Annotated in this window: 17 protein-coding genes; 12 read left to right on the top strand and 5 right to left on the bottom strand. The window is 56.3% G+C overall.

Going from position 1 to position 18,167, the window contains the following annotated elements; translation table 11 throughout:
* Positions 1-20 precede the first annotated feature (20 nt).
* The 4 genes from lonB to JJB07_RS10770 all read left to right on the top strand — a co-directional run bounded on the left by lonB (position 21) and on the right by JJB07_RS10770 (position 5,909).
* Positions 21-1,718 (top strand): ATP-dependent protease LonB, encoded by a 1,698-nt coding sequence (gene lonB, locus JJB07_RS10785; protein ID WP_201634845.1) that lies wholly within the window; start codon positions 21-23, stop codon positions 1,716-1,718.
* A 207-nt stretch (positions 1,719-1,925) separates the two neighbouring features.
* The gene (gene lon, locus JJB07_RS10780) at positions 1,926-4,277 is read left to right on the top strand and encodes an endopeptidase La (protein ID WP_201634843.1); all 2,352 of its coding nucleotides are present in this window, start codon (positions 1,926-1,928) and stop codon (positions 4,275-4,277) included.
* A gap of 13 nt (positions 4,278-4,290) precedes the next feature.
* Positions 4,291-4,923, top strand: coding sequence for a ribosome biogenesis GTP-binding protein YihA/YsxC (gene yihA, locus JJB07_RS10775; RefSeq protein ID WP_201634841.1), 633 nt, complete (start codon positions 4,291-4,293; stop codon positions 4,921-4,923).
* 98 nt (positions 4,924-5,021) lie between these two features.
* Positions 5,022-5,909 carry a DUF4097 family beta strand repeat-containing protein gene (locus JJB07_RS10770; RefSeq protein WP_201634839.1) on the top strand — a complete coding sequence of 296 codons (888 nt, stop codon included), beginning with the start codon at positions 5,022-5,024 and terminating at the stop codon, positions 5,907-5,909.
* Between the two features lie 54 nt (positions 5,910-5,963).
* On the opposite strand, the gene JJB07_RS10765 is transcribed toward JJB07_RS10770, so the two are convergent.
* From JJB07_RS10765 to JJB07_RS10745, 5 genes are all read right to left on the bottom strand, one after another.
* Positions 5,964-6,881 (bottom strand): DMT family transporter, encoded by a 918-nt coding sequence (locus JJB07_RS10765; protein WP_201634837.1) that lies wholly within the window; start codon positions 6,879-6,881, stop codon positions 5,964-5,966.
* 236 nt (positions 6,882-7,117) lie between these two features.
* Positions 7,118-7,423 carry a hypothetical protein gene (locus tag JJB07_RS10760; RefSeq protein ID WP_201634835.1) on the bottom strand — a complete coding sequence of 102 codons (306 nt, stop codon included), beginning with the start codon at positions 7,421-7,423 and terminating at the stop codon, positions 7,118-7,120.
* A gap of 46 nt (positions 7,424-7,469) precedes the next feature.
* Positions 7,470-8,270, bottom strand: a complete 801-nt coding sequence (locus tag JJB07_RS10755; RefSeq protein ID WP_201634833.1) for an ABC transporter permease — start codon at positions 8,268-8,270, stop codon at positions 7,470-7,472.
* Complete coding sequence (locus JJB07_RS10750) at positions 8,260-9,024, bottom strand: ABC transporter ATP-binding protein (RefSeq protein WP_201634831.1); 765 nt, start codon at positions 9,022-9,024, stop codon at positions 8,260-8,262. The genes JJB07_RS10755 and JJB07_RS10750 overlap by 11 nt, the downstream gene beginning before the upstream one ends.
* A 144-nt stretch (positions 9,025-9,168) precedes the next feature.
* Positions 9,169-10,185, bottom strand: a complete 1,017-nt coding sequence (locus tag JJB07_RS10745; RefSeq protein WP_201634829.1) for an ABC transporter substrate-binding protein — start codon at positions 10,183-10,185, stop codon at positions 9,169-9,171.
* Between the two features lie 222 nt (positions 10,186-10,407).
* On the opposite strand from JJB07_RS10745, the gene hemA reads away from it, so the two are divergent.
* Genes hemA through JJB07_RS10705 form a run of 8 tightly spaced genes read left to right on the top strand, consistent with a single transcriptional unit; the run spans position 10,408 to position 18,167 of the window.
* A complete protein-coding gene (gene hemA, locus JJB07_RS10740) occupies positions 10,408-11,916 on the top strand; it encodes a glutamyl-tRNA reductase (RefSeq protein ID WP_201634827.1) in 1,509 nt (502 codons plus the stop codon).
* 36 nt (positions 11,917-11,952) lie between these two features.
* On the top strand, positions 11,953-12,774 hold the full coding sequence (locus tag JJB07_RS10735) for a cytochrome C assembly family protein (RefSeq protein ID WP_201634825.1): 822 nt from the start codon (positions 11,953-11,955) through the stop codon (positions 12,772-12,774).
* A 9-nt stretch (positions 12,775-12,783) separates the two neighbouring features.
* Positions 12,784-13,422: a precorrin-2 dehydrogenase/sirohydrochlorin ferrochelatase family protein gene (locus JJB07_RS10730; protein ID WP_201634823.1), complete on the top strand. Its 639-nt coding sequence runs from the start codon at positions 12,784-12,786 to the stop codon at positions 13,420-13,422.
* Positions 13,419-14,348, top strand: a complete 930-nt coding sequence (hemC, locus tag JJB07_RS10725; RefSeq protein WP_201634821.1) for a hydroxymethylbilane synthase — start codon at positions 13,419-13,421, stop codon at positions 14,346-14,348. The genes JJB07_RS10730 and hemC overlap by 4 nt, the downstream gene beginning before the upstream one ends.
* A complete protein-coding gene (locus tag JJB07_RS10720) occupies positions 14,348-15,127 on the top strand; it encodes a uroporphyrinogen-III synthase (protein ID WP_201634818.1) in 780 nt (259 codons plus the stop codon). Before hemC ends, JJB07_RS10720 begins: the two co-directional genes overlap by 1 nt.
* A gap of 3 nt (positions 15,128-15,130) precedes the next feature.
* Positions 15,131-16,120 (top strand): porphobilinogen synthase, encoded by a 990-nt coding sequence (hemB, locus tag JJB07_RS10715; protein WP_201634817.1) that lies wholly within the window; start codon positions 15,131-15,133, stop codon positions 16,118-16,120.
* Positions 16,121-16,140: 20 nt separating this feature from the next.
* On the top strand, positions 16,141-17,430 hold the full coding sequence (gene hemL / locus JJB07_RS10710) for a glutamate-1-semialdehyde 2,1-aminomutase (protein ID WP_201634815.1): 1,290 nt from the start codon (positions 16,141-16,143) through the stop codon (positions 17,428-17,430).
* Positions 17,431-17,486: 56 nt separating this feature from the next.
* Positions 17,487-18,167 (top strand): HAD family hydrolase, encoded by a 681-nt coding sequence (locus JJB07_RS10705; RefSeq protein ID WP_201634813.1) that lies wholly within the window; start codon positions 17,487-17,489, stop codon positions 18,165-18,167.

Raw genomic sequence — 18,167 nt, 5'->3', positions numbered from 1 at the left:
GAACAAGAGGGGGTTACGCAATGTTTACCTTTACGTCCATTCTCAGCCTCGTGCAAGTGTTTTTTGCCGTGGTGATCGGGCTGTACTTCTGGAACCAGTTGAAAGCCCAGCAGGGCAACCGATCTGCCATCGAGTCTGAGTCGAAAAAGGAACTAGAGAAGCTTCGCAAGATGCGTGCCGTGTCCCTGACCGAGCCCTTGGCGGAGAAAACCCGCCCGAGCAAGTTCGAAGAAATCGTCGGGCAAGCAGACGGCTTGCGTGCCTTGCGCGCAGCACTGTGCGGGCCGAATCCGCAACATGTCATCATCTACGGCCCGCCTGGTGTCGGCAAGACGGCAGCGGCCCGCTTGGTGCTCAGTGAAGCCAAGCGCAACTCGACGTCGCCGTTCGGGCAAGAAGCAAAGTTTATCGAGCTCGACGCAACGACTGCGCGTTTTGACGAACGCGGCATCGCCGATCCTCTGATCGGCTCTGTACATGATCCGATCTACCAAGGTGCGGGTGCGATGGGCATGGCGGGAATCCCGCAACCCAAAGCGGGTGCCGTCACCAAAGCGCACGGCGGCGTGCTGTTCATCGACGAAATCGGGGAACTGCACTCGATTCAAATGAACAAACTGCTCAAAGTGTTGGAAGACCGCAAAGTGTTCTTGGAGAGTGCGTACTACTCCTCCGAGGACAATCAGATTCCCAGTCACATCCACGACATTTTCCAAAACGGGTTGCCGGCTGACTTCCGCTTGATCGGGGCAACCACTCGTACACCGGATGAGATTCCGCCGGCCATTCGCTCGCGTTGTGTGGAGATTTTCTTCCGCTCTTTGAAACCGGATGAGATCATGTCAATCGTCCGCACCGCCGTCAAGAAGATCTTCTTTGACATCGAGGACGCTGCAATTGAGACGATTGCCAAGTACGCGACCAACGGTCGTGAAGCGGTCAACGTTGTGCAGATTTCCGCAGGTGTTGCTCTCGGGGAAGCCCGCAAGCGCATCACCACCGCCGATGTTGAGTGGGTCATCAACTCCTCGCAGATTTCACCGCGACCGGAGAAGTGCGTACCCGACAAGCCGCAAGTCGGTTTCGTCAACGGTCTCGCCGTCTACGGCCCGAACCTTGGGATGTTGCTTGAGATCGAAGTCACCGCGCAAGAAGCGTGGGAGAAGGGCAAAGGCACGATCAACATCACCGGCGTCGTCGAAGAGGAACAAACAAACGGCGGTGCGCGCAGCACCCGCCGCAAGTCGATGGCAAAAGGTTCGGTGGAGAACGTCATGACCGTTCTGCGCCGCATCATGGATGTTGATCCCTTGGATTACAACCTGCACGTCAACTTCCCCGGCGGTATCCCGGTCGACGGGCCGTCTGCCGGTGTAACGATGGCGACGGCGATCTATTCGGCGATCAAGGGCATTCCGGTCGACAACTGCGTGGCGATGACCGGCGAAGTTTCGATTCGCGGCTATGTCAAGCCGATCGGCGGGGTTGTTGCCAAGATCGAAGCGGCTCAGCAAGCGGGCGCCACCCGCGTGATCATCCCCAAAGACAACTGGCAAGACATGTTCAAATCGATTAAGGGGATTGAAATCGTTCCGGTGGAGCGTATCGAACAAGTGCTGGAATTGTCGTTGCAACCGCAGGTGGAGGAAGAGACGTCCCGCGTCGCAACTCCCGCTCCGGGCTTGCTCTCCAAAGGTACGATACCGGCTCAAGCGTAAGGCAAAAAAAACTGCATAGGAGCAGGCAGGGAGCTACCTCCCTGCTTTTGTTCTGCTTACATGTAGAGATTAATTTGCAAGTTAACTTTTGATTTGGTCAGGATTAGACAAAGCAGATTGCGTAAGGTACAATGGAAAAACATACGAACCCTGCCAGCAGGGAACCCTATGTAGGGTGTATTTGTTAAGGTAGTGGAGGTGAACTTGATGGGAATCACTCGTACGAAACGCAGACTGCCATTACTCCCGTTACGCGGACTGTTGATCTACCCGACGATGGTGATGCACCTCGATGTCGGCCGTGACAAGTCGGTGAAAGCGCTGGAGAAGGCGATGGTCGGCGACAACCTGATCCTGCTCGTATCCCAAGTGGAAACCCATATTGACGACCCCGAGCCGGATGAGATTTTCGAGATGGGGACGATTGCCCGCGTGAAGCAGATGCTCAAACTCCCCAACGGGACGATGCGCGTGCTGATCGAAGGGTTGAACCGCGCGAAGATCTTGGAATATCTCGATTCGGACGACTTCTACCTCGTAGAGGCCGAGGAGTTGCCGGAGAAGGAAGAGCATGACCCGGAGATTGACGCCCTCATGCGTGCGATCCTCCATCAGTTTGAACAGTATATCAAGATCTCGAAGAAGATCACGCAGGAGACCCTCGCCGCTGTCACCGACATCGACGACCCGGGCCGCTTGGCCGATGCGATCGCGTCTCACTTGACCTTGAAGATCAAGGACAAACAAGTGATTCTCGAAGCGGTTGACGTCAAGGAACGCTTGGATAAACTCCTCAAGATCCTCTCCGACGAACGCGAAGTGATCGAACTTGAACGCAAGATCAACCAGCGCGTGCGCAAACAGATGGAGAAAACGCAGAAGGAATACTATCTGCGCGAACAATTGAAGGCGATTCAGAAGGAACTCGGCGAGAAGGAAGGCCGTGCGGGTGAAGCAGACGAATTGCGCGAAGAGCTCGCTGCCAAGAACCTGCCGGACGAAGTTCGCACCAAAGTCGAGAAAGAAATCGAACGCCTCGAAAAAATGCCCTCCACTTCGGCGGAAGGCTCCGTGATCCGTACATACATCGATTGGATCCTCGCGCTCCCGTGGAGCGAAGAATCCGAGTCGGAAATCGACATTAAGCGAGCAGAAGAAGTGCTCGACGAAGAGCATTACGGCTTGGAGAAAGTCAAGGAGCGCATCCTTGAATACCTTGCCGTCCAAGCTCTCGTCAAGAAACTCAAAGGCCCGATCCTCTGCTTGGCGGGACCTCCCGGCGTGGGGAAAACCTCGCTTGCTCGTTCCATCGCCAAAGCGTTGAACCGCAAGTTCGTGCGCGTCTCTTTGGGCGGCGTGCGTGACGAAGCGGAGATTCGCGGCCATCGCCGTACCTATGTAGGCGCGATGCCGGGCCGCATCATCCAAGGGATGAAGACGGCCGGCGAGAGCAATCCGCTGTTCCTGCTTGACGAGATTGACAAGATGACGTCCGACTTCCGTGGCGACCCGTCGTCTGCGCTTCTTGAAGTGCTCGACCCGGAACAGAACTCCACGTTCAGCGACCACTATATCGAGACGCCGTATGACCTTTCCAACGTGCTGTTCATCACCACGGCGAACGTCCTGCACAACATCCCAGGCCCGTTGATGGACCGGATGGAAGTGATCAACCTCTCCGGCTACACCGAAGTGGAGAAGTTGCACATCGCCAAGAACCATCTCTTGAAAAAGCAGATCGAGAACCACGGTCTGACGATGGAGCAAGTGGAGATCACAGACGACTCGCTCTACAAAGTCATCCGCGGTTACACCCGTGAAGCGGGCGTGCGGAGCTTGGAGCGTCAAATTGCCGCTCTGTGCCGCAAAGCAGCGAAGCAAGTCGTGTCGGGTGAAGCGGAGAAAGTCGTCATCACCCCTGACAAAGTCGAGGAATACCTCGGCGGCGAGCGCTTCCGTTTCGGCATGGCGGAAAAGGAAAACCAAGTCGGCGTCGTCACAGGTCTTGCCTGGACGTCCGTTGGCGGCGATACGCTGTCCATCGAAGCGTCGATCTATCCGGGAAAAGGCAAGCTGACCCTGACCGGGCAGCTTGGCGATGTGATGAAGGAGTCGGCACAAGCTGCATTCTCCTACATTCGCAGTCGTGCGGACCAATTGGGTATCGACCCTGACTTCCTAGAGAAAAATGACATCCACCTGCACATCCCCGAGGGAGCCATTCCAAAGGACGGCCCATCGGCGGGCATCTCGATGTGTACCGCATTGATCTCTGCGATGACCGGCATCCCGGTCAGGCGCGAAGTTGCCATGACGGGCGAGATCACCTTGCGCGGTCATGTTCTGCCCATCGGCGGGGTCAAGGAAAAGTCCATGTCGGCGCACCGTGCCGGCATCACAACCATCCTGTTGCCCATTGACAACAAGAAGGACATCGAGGACATCCCGGAATCGGTTCGCAACGAGTTGACTCTTCACCTCGTCGAGCACATGGATCAGGTATTGGAATATGCCTTGACCTCCAAGCCGGAACCGAAACCCGCACTCCAAAAAGAATAGAAGTGATACACCCATGATTATCAGAGACGTAGAATTTATCATCTCCGCCGTCAAACCGGACCAATATCCGATCACAACGATGCCGGAAGTTGCGATGGCGGGCCGCTCGAATGTCGGCAAATCCTCGCTGATCAACAAGTTGCTGAACCGTCGCAGTGTCGCCCGCGTTTCGGCGACGCCCGGCAAGACGCAGCAGATCAACTATTTCTTGATCAACAACGATTTCCACTTGGTCGACTTGCCGGGCTACGGATTTGCAAAAGTACCGGTCGACGTCAAGCGCCAATGGGGCAAGATGGTGGAAACCTATCTCAGCCGCCGCGAGAACTTGCGTCTCGTGATGCTGTTGATCGACATCCGCCATGCACCGTCCAAGGAAGACGTGGAGATGTACCAGTACCTCGCGCACTACAACCGCCCGCACGCCATCCTCGTGACCAAGGCGGACAAGATTTCGCGCGGTCAGTACCCGAAGCATCTCAAGATCATCAAGGAAACGCTCAAGATCCTTCCGAACACCCCGATCATCATCACCTCGTCGGAGACCGCCCTCGGTCGCGACGAAGTGTGGGACTTGGTCGAGAAGCACTTGATCCCGTTGCCTGAACCGGAGTTCCAAGATGAAGAAGAAATTCCCTCCGAATAACGGAGGGAATTTTTTTGTGCAAAAAAAGTGAAGGGAATCCACTTTCAACTTCGTCTATACAGACAAATACCAAAAAGGTACAGGAGCGTGACGTATAGATGAAGACGAGAACCGCAATTGGCTTGGCCGTCATCGCAATCGGTGTAGCAGGGCTGATCGGAGCGGGCCTGACGTATTTCCAACCGCAAGACATCCTCGCAGAGAAGTTCGCAGGCACTTTGGAGAGCAAACTAGACAACATCGGAAACGACATTAGCAACAGCATCAACGAGAACAGCTTTTCCTCGGAGAAAGACACGCAACGTGAAGAGGGCGACCTCCAACTTGATGTGAAGAACGCCAAAAAGTTGATCGTCAACTCCGAAGTCGGAAACATCCACGTGGTCGGTGCCGGCAGCAACACAGACGGCACTCTGCACTTCGTCAAGGGCGTGTTCGGCTACAGTGACGCAGAAGCGACGAAGTTCCTCCAGAACGTGAAACTTGACGTCGTCCGCAACGGCGACACCGTGAACGTCAATGTCAACGATGCAGCCAACAAGTGGTTGAAGCGCCTGCACATCGACCTCGAAATCTCGATCCCGGAAACGCTTGACGTCCAGTTGACCAACAAAGTCGGCGAGATCACCACCCAAGGTCTGCAAAGCGCCGTCACCGTGGCAAGTGAAGTGGGCTCGATCAACATTCAAGGCTACAAAGGAACGGTCAAAGCCAACTCGAAAACGGGCAAACTCGACATCGCAGGCGGTCAAGACATCGCATCGGTCAACGTCGAAACCAACGTGGGCAAAGTAATCGTTGCGCTGCCCGCAGATGCCAACCTAAACTTGGAAGCTCAGACCGACATCGGGCACATCAACAACGAACTCACCCTTAACGACTCTCACATCGACCGCCAAAAAGTCACCGGCACCCTCGGCGACGGCTCCAAAGGGCATGTCTACATCAAAACCAACGCCGGCTCCATCGACATCACCAAACAATAAGCAAAAAAAGAGACCGAACCTCACAGGGGTTCGGTCTCTTTTTTCAAGAAAAGGTCAGGTGCTCGGCACGACGTCCGGTTCCGGCGTGTCTTTGTGCCCGCCGAGCTCTGCAATCAGCGTGCCGCCGAGGATCATCAGGCAGCCGATGATCTGCTGAACATCGAGTCGTTCTCCCGCCCAGAAGTAAGCGGTGATCGCTGCGAACACAGGCTCCGTCGCAAAGATCAACGCCGTGCGGGTCGGGGTGGTGAATTTCTGGAACTGATTCTGCGCCACGAATGCAACCGCCGTCGCGAGGACGGAGCAGATCAACAAGCCCCAGAGCACCCACGGATCGAAGAGCACAGCCGGCGAGACAATCACCGAGACGTCCTCAAACAGGAACGACCCGATCAAGTTGAACACACCGCAGAAGAAAATCTGCAAGAGCGCCAACGAGAACGCATGATAGCGCGGAGCGTAGCGCCCGACCAAGACGATTTGCAAACCGTACGAGATCGCGCACAGGAAGACCAACAGATCTCCGAAATTGACGCTGAGGTCTCGTGTCAACGACAGCAGGGCCAGCCCAATCGTGGCAACGCCGGAGCCGAGCAGGGCGTTGCGCTTGAGTTTCTGTCCAAGCAGCCACAGGCTGAGGAACGGTACGAACACGACCGACAACCCGGTGATGAAGCCGGCCTTGGAGGACGTGGTGAACTCCAATCCGAACGTCTGGAACGCATACCCGGCAAACAACCACAGCCCAAGAATTGCGCCGGAGATCCACAAACGGCGGTCCATTCCCTTGAGCGAGTCACGGGCGAAAAAGAACATAAAGAGGAACAGAACAAGTGCTGCAAACAGAAAGCGCACCGCCAAAAACGTGAACGGCGGCATCGTGTTGATCGCTTCTTTGACCAGCACGAACGTTGCACCCCACACGAAGGTGACGCCGAGCAAAATCAGATCCGCCAAGAAAGATTTTTTCATGTATGTTACGCCCTCCGTAAAAATGTCTGACTCATTCTTTCATAGAAGAGTCGTCCGCGTCAAGACCATGAATATACATATGTCGACATCAAAACTCCACGGGCAGAGGGAGGGGATGGAGTGGAGGTCTTGGGACTTTTGTTTTTGACATCATTTCTGTACGTGATCTTCAAGATCGTACAGAGGCAAGAGCAGTAAAAAACGAGAGAGCTCGCCGGGCGGGCTCTCTCGTTTTTTTAATAAGAATAGCTATGGTGGTTCGACGAATCGACGGCGATGGCAAAAATCATGAGGACGGTTACGAGGAGGGCGACCAGCAGACCGATGATGGTCATCACAAGCCCGGCGACCGCCATACCGCGCTCGTTGGATTTCATGCCGAAAGCGGAGAGGATGAGTCCTGTTAGGTTGACGATGAATCCGAAGAAGGGAATCCAGCAGAAAATCAATCCAACGATCCCGACGATCATGCCGGCGATGGCCAAGCCGCCGCCGCTTTTTTGCGGTTGGGGAGCATCCGGGAAGTCGTACATGTCGTTCATTGTGTTCACCTCAATTTTCTACACGAGATAGCTCCATTGTAATCGCCTAATCCTTCCATTTCAATGAACGTTTTTCCAAGAGAGAAACGGCATGGTACATCACGGTGGAGACGAGGAGGATGACGAACAGCGAGAGCATGACGAGCGTGAGGTTGAACACTTGAAAGCCGTAGATGATCAGATATCCGAGACCCGCTTTGGCCACGAGAAATTCGCCGACGATCACGCCGATCCAAGCAAGCCCGACGTTAACTTTGAGTGTGGAGAGGATGGCCGGGAGAGATGCGGGGAACACGACTTTCTGGAAGACCTGCCGCTTCGACCCCCCGTAGGTGCGGACGAGTTTGATCATGTTTGGATCGACGTCGCGAAACGCCGTGTAAACGACGATGGTCGTAATGACGACGGAGATCGCCAGTGCCATCATCAGAATCGACAGGAACCCCTGCCCGAACGCGACGATGAAAATCGGCCCGAGCGCGACTTTGGGCATGGAGTTGAAGATGACGATGTACGGATCGAGCACCCGGGCGAGGAAGTTTGATCCCCACAGCACCATGGCGAGCAAAGTTCCGGCGATGGTGCCAAGCAGGAAGCCGACCAACGTTTCGTAGACGGTGATCCAAGTGTGGTGGAGAAGCGTTCCATCGTGAAGCATGGTGAGGAATTGCGCCCAGATCTTTGACGGCATGGAGAAAATAAACGGGTTGATCCAGTTCTGTCGCGCTCCAATCTCCCAGAAGGCGAGCAACGCGATCAAGATCAACAGTTGCACGGTGAACACAAGCCAGGTTCGTTTGCGTTGCCCTTGCAGAAATTTTTTGTACTCCGGCGTTTTAGTATTCATCTTGGAGATCCCCCCAGATCATGCGGAAGAGGTTGTGAAATTCCGCGTTCTCCCGAGCTTCCAAGGGAGAGAGCTCGCGAATGGAGTGTGGAACTTCCAACACGCGCTTGATGCGGCCGGGGCGGTTGGAGAGCACCACGATGCGGTCGCACATCGCCACCGCTTCGCCGAGGTCGTGCGTGACGAGCACGCCGGTCAGGTTGCGAGCTTTCAGAGTCTCTGCAATCAGGTCCTCCAACTGCAACTTGATCTGATAATCCAGCGCGGAGAACGGTTCATCGAGCAACACGACCCGAGGTTCCGTTAAAAGCGTCCGCCCCAACGCCACGCGTTGGCGCATGCCGCCGGAGAGTTGATGCGGGTGTTTGGACGCCGTGTCGGAAAGCCCGAGTTCGTCGAGCAGGTGCAGGGCTCGCTGACGAAGTGCGGGGGTAACGGTGCCGGTGATCTCGGGGCCGATGAGCACGTTGTCGAGGATCGTGCGCCAAGGCAGGAGGTAGTCCTGTTGAAACATGTAGCCGCAGTCCGGAGACGGACCTGCGACTTTTTTGCCGAAGAGTTGTACGGTGCCGTTGGTCGGTTTGAGGAGCCCGGCGATCAGCGAGAGCAACGTTGATTTGCCGCAGCCGCTGGGTCCGACGAGTCCGATCAGTTCACCCTCCTGGATGTCCAGCCAGATCTCTTGCAAGGCGGTGGTCTCGCCGGACTTGGTCATGTACGTCTGGTTGACGCCTTCGAAGGAGATGGCCGTCATGTTTTTCACCTTCCTCTGAACGTTTGAGGTATAAAGGGTGGGGAAGTCGGAGAAGATAGGGATGAAAACCCATATTTCTCCTCTCCTTTTTCTTTGAAAGCCCCTGACCTACATGGACAGGGGCCTTTTTTTGTGAGCAAGCCCCTAGTTTTGCTTGGCTTTTTCTGCGAAGCTTGGTTGGACGACTTTTTCATACGGGACGTCTTGCTGAAGTTGGCCTGCGTCTTGCATGATTTTTTTCATGTTGTCAAACTCTTGTTGGTCGATCAGCGTATCGGTCGGCCAAGCGTCGGAGTTTTGGTAGCGCTGAACCACGCGCACGAGGATGTCTTGGTCCACGTCGGTGAAGTACGGCTTGATCACTTGGGCGATCTCTTCGGGTGCGGTGCTGTGCAGGTAGGTTTGGGCTTTTTGCACCGCGTTGGTGAATTTTTGTGCCGTTTCCGGATGAGACTTCAAGTAACTGGCTTTGGCCATGAAGACGGTGTACGGCAATTTGCCGCTGTCTTGGCCAAACGACGCGACGACGTGGCCTTGGCCTTGTTTCTCCAAGAGAGAAGCAGCCGGTTCAAACGCTTGGAAAAAGTCCCCCGTGCCCGAGGCAAACGCTGCCGCTTGGTTGTCAAACGCGATGTTTTGGATGATTTGGTTGTCGGTCAGCGGCTTGATGCCGTGTTGCTTCTGAACGTATTCGGAGACCATCTCCGGCATGGAGCCGGCGCGAGAGCCGAGCAGGGACTTGCCTTTGAGTTGAGACCAGTCGAAGTTCGTGACGTTCTGGCGGGCGACGAGGAAGGAACCGTCGCGCTGGGTGGCTTGGGCGAATGAGACGAGGGCGTCCGGTGAGCCTTGTTGTTGAACGAAGATCGTCGTTTCGGCGCCGACGAGGGCGACTTCGTCTTGGTCGGCTAGCACACGGGTGGCCGCTTTGTCACCGCCCCATGCGGTGTCGAGTTGGACGTCGAGGCCTTGGTCTTTGAAGTAGCCTTTTTCAATCGCCACGTACTGCGGCGCGTAGAAGATCGAGCGGATGACTTCGGTCACACGGACGGTTTCCGTTTTTCCGTTGTCGGTCTTGGAGCTGTCACCTCCGCATGCTGTCAACGTAAACAGCATCGCGCCAAGGGAAGTTGCGACCGCAACTTTTTGCCAATGCTTCATGGGAAAACCCCCTTGGGAGTGTTTTGTGTTAGCATGTTATGCATGGGCTGTTGTCACGGTGAATGTCGAAGCTGACATACTCTTGTCAAATTTCGTCGGCGGTTTTGGGACAGCCTATGGTATAATGAGGATGTTTGACCGTTCGGAATTCGATACGTACGCAATCTTACTTTGATATAGAGGGCGTTTTGAATGGTTCATGAGATAGGGGAGTGAGAAGGGATGTACATCATGGTCGTGGGTCTGAATTACCGTTCGGCCCCTGTCGAGATCCGCGAACGATTCGCCCTGCAGGAATCGCAATTGGATGGGGCGCTGTCGAAGTTGCGCGCGTCCGGCGATCTGCACGAAGTCGTGCTGGTGTCCACCTGCAACCGCACGGAAATCTACGCAGTCGCAGAAGAACGCGCCGGCGGGGAAGAAGCAATTCACGGTTTCCTCGCGGAGCTCTCGGGTGTGCCGCGCGCGAAGTTTTTGCCGCATCTGTACCAATACGGTGAGAATGCGGCGATTCGTCACCTGTTCCGTGTGACAGCGGGACTGGACTCGATGGTGCTTGGGGAAACGCAAATTCTCGGCCAAGTCCGCTCGGGCTTTTTGTTCTCGCAGGAAATTGGGGCCACCGGTCCGGTGTTCAACAACTTGTTCAAACGCTCCGTCACCGTGGCGAAGCGTGCGCACAACGAAACGAAAATCGGCGAGAACGCCGTGTCGGTCTCGTATGCGGCGGTGGAGCTGGCCAAGAAAATTTTCGAGTCGCTCGATCACAAAACGGTGCTCGTCATCGGGGCGGGCAAGATGTCGGAACTGACCGCGAAACACTTGAACGCCAACGGGGCCACTCGGGTCATCGTCGTCAACCGCACGTACCAGCGTGCGAAGGAGTTGGCCGACAAGTTCAACGGCAAAGCGCTCGACATGAACTCGCTGGATTTGGCGCTCAAGGAAGCGGACATCGTCGTGTCCTCAACAGGGGCAGAAGGCTATGTCGTGACCAAAGCGCACGTCCAAGCGACGATGAAAGCGCGCCGTCACCGCCCGCTGTTCTTGATCGACATCGCGGTGCCTCGTGACCTCGATCCGGAGATGTGCAAAGTGGACAACGTGTTCCTCTACGACATCGACGATCTGGAGGGCGTCATCGCGGTCAACATGAAGGAACGCGCCAAGGAAGCGGAGAAAGTCGAAGGCATTATTGCCGAGGAAATGATCGCGTTCCGTCAATGGCAGAACGAACAGAACGCCAAGCCGCTGATCATGAAACTCCGTGAATCGGCGATGGCGAACCAAGCGCAACTGATGCAGAACTTGGTGAACAAAGTGCCGGGTCTGACAGACAAAGACATCCACACCGTCAACAAGCTGACCACCGCGCTGATCAACCAGATGATTCACGGTCCGATCACGCAAGTCAAAGAGATGGCGGCGGAGAAGGAAGCGGACATGTACCTGGAGGTGTTCGCCCGCATCTTCGGACTGGAGAACACGGTGGACGAACCCGCAGGCAAAAAGGACTCTGACAAGCAGAGCCCGCAAAAGCCCGCAAACGGCCAGTCTGCGGGAACCGCTCAACCTGTCAAAGAAGCAACTCCGATGGTACAAGCCATCGGTTTGAACGCCAACGCCGCGGCGAAAGTGGCGGTCACGAAGCAACTGGAGCAAACCCGTCAAGAGGAAGCGCCCGCCGCAACCCGCACCATGGGATTGCGCGGTCGCTGGGGGACGCACTAGAGCTCATGCCTTTCGTGGAAAGGAGGAACGTGCACCATGCCAAGAAGTGTTCTTCTCTATGACCTCATGACGTTTTTGTATGCGGTTTGCATCGTCTTGTACTTTGCCGATTTTGTTACTCATAAGCAGGTTCTCAACCGCATCGCGTATGGATTCTTGGCGGTCGTCTGGGGCTTGCAAACGTCCTTCTTCCTAACGCGGATGACAGAGGTTCACTATGTGCCTCTGATGACCACGTTTGAGACGACGCTGTTTTTCTCTTGGTTGTTGATCACGTTTTCGCTGGTCATCAATTATTTTTACAAAATCGACCTGTTTGCGTTTTTCACAAACGTCATCGGGTTTGCGATGGTTGTGTTTGATTTATTTACGGGAGAGGGCGCTTCAAGCGTTGTCGGCGAAGGATTGCAGGGGAACCTGTTGATCATCCATATCACGTTGGCGTTCCTGAGTTATGCGGCGTTCTCGCTGTCGTTCATCTTCTCGATCATGTACCTGATCCAGTCCAAGATGCTCAAGGAAAAGCGTTGGAACTCGTGGTTCCGCCGTCTCCCGGCGCTTGATAAACTCGATGCGTTCACGTACCGTCTGATCATCGTCGGCTTCCCGATGTTGTTGCTGGCGTTGATTCTCGGGGTGAACTGGTACTACAAGATGTTCGGCTCGGTGTTGGTGTTCGACGCCAAGCCGTTGGTTTCCATCGTGTTGCTCGGCTTCTACGTCGGCTGGTTGTATTTGCGAAATTCATTCGGCTGGTCGGGACGGAAGCTGGCTTGGTGGAACGTCGCGTCGTTCTCGCTGGTTGTCGTCAACTATCTGTTTGTCGGGACGTTTTTCTCCGGCTTCCACCGCTGGTAGGTGGTGGAGATGAACTCCTACGGAGTTTTTTTGAATCTGACAGGGCGGCGGTGTCTCGTCGTCGGAGGGGGCCCGGTGGCGGAACGCAAGATCACCGGGCTTCTCGATTGTGGGGCGGACGTGACGGTCGTTTCGCCAACTGTGACGGATGTCATAGCCGCTCATGCAGAAACTGGTACACTGAAGTGGGAAGCGAGGGCCTACCGAGAAGGGGATGCCACTCGTTCTTTTTTGGTCATTGCAGCGACAGATTCCAAAGAGTTGAACCGACACGTCTACGAAGAAGCCGAAGCGTCGGGGAGATTGTGCAACGTCGTCAATGACCAGAGCATCGGAAACTTTACCGTCCCGGCGCTGGTCAGACGGGGCCGTTTGCAAGTGGCCGTCTCGACCGGCGGAGCAGCACCGGCAGTGGCCAAACGCATCCGCCGGGAGTTGGAAGAACATTTTGGCTTTGAATATGCCGCATTTTTGGATGAAATGGCAGAGATTCGCCAGCTTTTGCTGGGCACAGTAAGAGATGAGAGGCGACGTACGAAGATCTTGCAGATTCTAGCCGAGTCGGAGCTGTTGACGCTCCTGCGCGACGGGCGAGGGGAAGAGGCCCGGCGGCTGGTGGAAGACTGCTTAGGAGGACACGAGATATGAAGTCAATCGTCGTCGGGACTCGCAAGAGCCCGCTCGCACTGACGCAGACGGAATGGGTATTGGCTCAACTGCGCAAACACTATCCGGAGCTTGAAATCGGCATGGAGCAAATCGTCACCAAGGGTGACCGCATCCTCGATGTCACGCTCTCGAAAGTCGGGGGCAAGGGCCTTTTTACAAAAGAACTGGAACAGGCGATGTATGACGGCACGGTCGACTTTGCGGTCCACAGCCTGAAAGATATGCCCAACGAAATGCCGGAAGGGCTGATGATCGTCGCGATCACGCACCGTGAAGACCCGCGTGACGTGCTGATCTCCCGCAACGGCTCGAAGTTTGAAGACTTGCCGATCGGGGCGAAAGTCGGCACCTCGTCGCTTCGTCGCTCTGCGCAATTGCGAGCGGCGCGCCCGGACTTGGAGATCGTCTCTCTGCGCGGCAACATCAACACCCGCCTCGCAAAATTGGAAGAGCAGCAACTCGACGCCATCGTCTTGGCGGCGGCCGGGTTGGAACGCATGGGCTGGGGAGACAAGATCACGGAGCGATTGTCTCCGGAACTGTGCATTCCGGCTGTTGGGCAAGGTGCTCTCGCGATTGAGTGCCGATCCAAGGACGAAGATGTCCGCCAACTGCTGTCCGTGCTGGAAGATCCGGCGACCCGCAAGATCATCACTGCAGAACGCACGGTGCTCGGTAAGTTGAACGGAGGTTGCCAGATTCCAATCGGAGCGTATGCGGAGTTCATCGGCGACGACGAACTGCGTTTGACGGGCATCGTCGGTTCGGCAGACGGTTCCATTCTATTGCGGGAGAGCGCGACGGGTCATGATCCGGTTGCACTTGGCACTCTCATTGCAGATCGTCTGATCGAAAAAGGTGCCGGCGCCATCCTCGCCCAAGTTCGCGAGGAGCTGAACGCCTAATGAAGCCGCTGCAAGGCAAACGCGTCGTGGTCACACGCTCGCGGGCACAGGCGAGTGAACTTTGCCGACGAATTGAAGATCTCGGGGGCTCTACCTATGAGTTCCCGGTGATTCGCATCGAGTGGCCGGAGGATCTCAGGCCACTCGATGCCGCTATACATAGTGTGGAAACGTACGACTGGGTGGCATTCACGTCGCCTAACGGAGTGGAGATGTTTTTCGAGCGGTTGCAGTCGTCGGGTCGGACAACCCAGGCGATGCAGAGCGTGAAAATCGCCGCCGTCGGCCCCAAAACCGCCGCGCTCGTGGAACAGCAAGGACTGACCGTTCACGCTCTGGCCGGAGAATTCGTCGGCGAAGGGCTGGCCAACACTTTGACCACGCATACGCAGGCCGGGCAAAAAATTCTCCTGCCGCGCGCCAACCTCGCGCGCAAGCAACTCCCGCAGGCACTGCGGAACTTGGGCCTACACGTCACAGAAGTGGAAGCCTACCGCACCCTGCCCGTTACAGAGGATGCATCCGACTTGGTGAAACGACTGGAAAGCAAGGAGATTCAAGCCGTCACTTTCACTTCCTCGTCCACCGTGACCAACTTCCTCAACGCGCTCAAGGACTACCCGATCCACGACCTGCTCGCGGGCGTCACGCTCGCCGCCATCGGCCCGATTACCGCCGATACGGTGGAGAAAAACGGCCTCACCGTAGACGTCATGCCCGCAGACTATACAATTCTCGGACTTGTCGAAGCGCTTGTCCGACACCTTAGGAGGGACTGACACATGAACCTGTTCGACTTCCAACGTCACCGCCGCCTGCGTCGCAGCGCCGGCATCCGCGCGATGGTGCGCGAGAATCACCTGTCTGTCAACGACATGCTCTATCCGGTTTTCGCTGTCGAAGGCGAAGGCATCAAGCAAGAAATTCGCTCGATGCCGGGCGTGTATCATTTCTCGCTCGACAAACTGAAAATTGAAATCCAAGAGGTCGTCGACCTCGGCATCCCGTCTGTGATCTTGTTCGGCGTTCCGTCGCACAAAGACGAGTGCTCTTCGGAAGCCTATTCGGAGAACGGCATCGTCCAACAAGCGATTCGCATGATCAAAGCGGACCACCCGGACCTCGTCGTCATCACCGACGTCTGCCTCTGCCAATACAACCCGGCGGGTCATTGCGGCATCGTGGACGCAGAGAGCGGGAACATCCTCAACGACCCGTCTTTGGAATTGATCGCCAAAACCGCGCTGTCGCACGTCCAAGCGGGCGCCGACATCGTCGCACCGTCCGACATGATGGACGGCCGGATCGCCGCCATCCGTCACTTGCTTGATGAGAACGGCTACACCGACATCCCGATCATGTCCTACTCCGTGAAGTATGCGTCTGCGTACTACGGTCCGTTCCGTGAAGCGGCACACTCCGCTCCGGCGTTCGGTGACCGCAAGACCTACCAAATGGACCCGGCGAACTCCCGTGAAGCGCTGCGTGAAGCAGATTCCGATGTGGTCGAAGGAGCCGACTTCCTCATGGTCAAACCGGCGCTTGCGTACCTCGACATTCTGCGTCAACTGCGCGACCGCTATGACTTGCCGATTGTGGCGTACAACGTCTCGGGCGAGTACGCGATGATCAAAGCGGCTGCACAAAACGGTTGGGTTGATGAAAAAGCCATCGTCATGGAAACCCTGCTCGGCATGAAGCGCGCCGGTGCCGACATCATCATGACCTACTTTGCCAAAGACGTGGCACGCTATCTGAAAGAAGGCAACTAATTCCCCACGAGGTGACTCTGATGCACAAAGGCTACATTCGTTCTGAAGCGGCATTCGCCGAAGCGAAAAAAATCATCCCGGGCGGCGTCAACTCTCCGGTGCGCGCATTCCGCGCTGTCGGAGGCACTCCGGTGTTCATCGAGCGCGGGTCCGGCTCGAAGATGTACGACATCGACGGAAACGAATACATCGACTACTGCCTCTCTTGGGGCCCGTTGATCCTCGGTCACGCTCATCCGGAAGTTGTGCATGCGATCAGCGAGTACGCACTGCGCGGCACTTCGTTTGGCGCACCGACCCTGTTGGAAACGGAAATGGCGCAACTGGTCACCGAGATCATGCCGTCCGTTGAAGTGGTTCGTATGGTCAACTCCGGTACGGAAGCGACGATGTCTGCACTGCGTCTCGCACGCGGCTACACCAAGCGCTCCAAGATCGTCAAGTTCGAAGGATGCTACCACGGTCATGCCGACTCTCTGCTGATCAAAGCGGGCTCCGGCGTTGCCACCCTCGGCTTGCCGGATTCTCCCGGCGTTCCGGAGGCTGTCGCGACGAACACGCTGACCGTTCCGTACAACGATGTCGAGAGCTTGAAACTCGCGTTCGAAAAGTTCGGCGATGACATCGCAGCGGTCATCTTGGAGCCGATCGCCGGCAACATGGGTCTCGTGAAGCCGCGTGACGGCTACTTGCAACAAGTCCGCGAGATCACCAAGCAATACGGCGCGTTGTTGATCTTTGACGAAGTCATGACGGGCTTCCGTGCAGCATACGGCGGTGTTCAAGCACTCTACAACATCGAGCCGGACCTGACCACGCTCGGCAAAGTCATCGGCGGCGGTCTGCCGGTCGGCGCATACGGCGGCAAGCGCGAGATCATGGACATGATCGCACCGGCTGGCCCGATCTACCAAGCGGGCACCCTGTCCGGCAATCCGCTGGCGATGATCGCAGGCTACACCACGCTGAAAATGCTCGGCGAACCTGGCGCGTATGATCGTCTGGAAGCGATGGGCAAGCGTCTCGTAGAAGGCTTCCTCGCAACGGGCAAGGAACTTGGCATCCCGGTGACCGGCGCGTATGTCGGCGGGATGATGGGCACGTTCTTCGCCGAGCAGGAAGTCGTGGACTACGACACGGCAAAGCAAGCTAACTTGGAACGATACGCGAAGTACTTCTCGCTGATGCTGGAGCGCGGTGTCTATCTCGCGCCGTCGCAGTTGGAAGCGGGCTTCCTCTCGCTGGCACACACCGATGCGGATCTCGACCGCACGTTGGAAGCGTCCCGCGAGGCGATGAAACAGCTGTAAGAAATGGAGAAGCCGTCGGGGCGGAAGCGACCGGCGGCTTTTTTGGAGGGAAAAACATGGCGTTGCAAGCAATTCTGTTCGACCTCGACGACACGCTGGTTGACCGCATGGCGACGATGCCGAAGTACGCCGAGAAGTTCCGCGAAGACTTCGGCCATCTCCTGCTCGAACTGACGGTGGACGAAATTGCGCGGGTGATCGTGGAGACAGACGGCGGCGGGTATCGGGGACGTGATAAGTTCCAGGATCTGCTGAACGCGTTGCCGTGGACGGATCGACCCACGGAGGACATGTTGATCGAGCATTGGAACCGCGTGTTTCCGCAAGTGGTTCAGCCGATGGCGGGGCTGTTCACGATGTTGAACCAACTCACCGTGCGAGGATATCGGCTCGGGCTGATCACGAACGGGCAAAGCCAACGTCAGAATGCAAAAATCGATCTGCTCGGCATCCGCGATTTTTTTGACGTGGTGTTGATTTCGGAGGAAGTCGGGTATGAGAAGCCTGAACCGTTGATTTTCCTGCTGTCGCTCGAAGCGTTGGGACTTGCGGCGGAGGAAGTGATCTATGTCGGCGACCATCCGCGCAACGATGTCGGCGGCGCAGAATTTGCGGGCATCACCCCCGTTTGGCGGCGCGGTTGTCACCCGTGGCCGGAGGGCCAACCCCAACCGCAGCACCAATTCGTCACGTTGGCTGAATTTCTTATATGGCTCGAAACCTACAGCAAGAAGTAG

The organism is Tumebacillus amylolyticus, assembly GCF_016722965.1.
In the GTDB taxonomy this organism is placed as follows: Bacteria; Bacillota; Bacilli; order Tumebacillales; family Tumebacillaceae; genus Tumebacillus; species Tumebacillus amylolyticus.
Note: the sequence above shows the minus strand (reverse complement) of the source record. Positions and strands in the feature narration are given on the sequence as shown.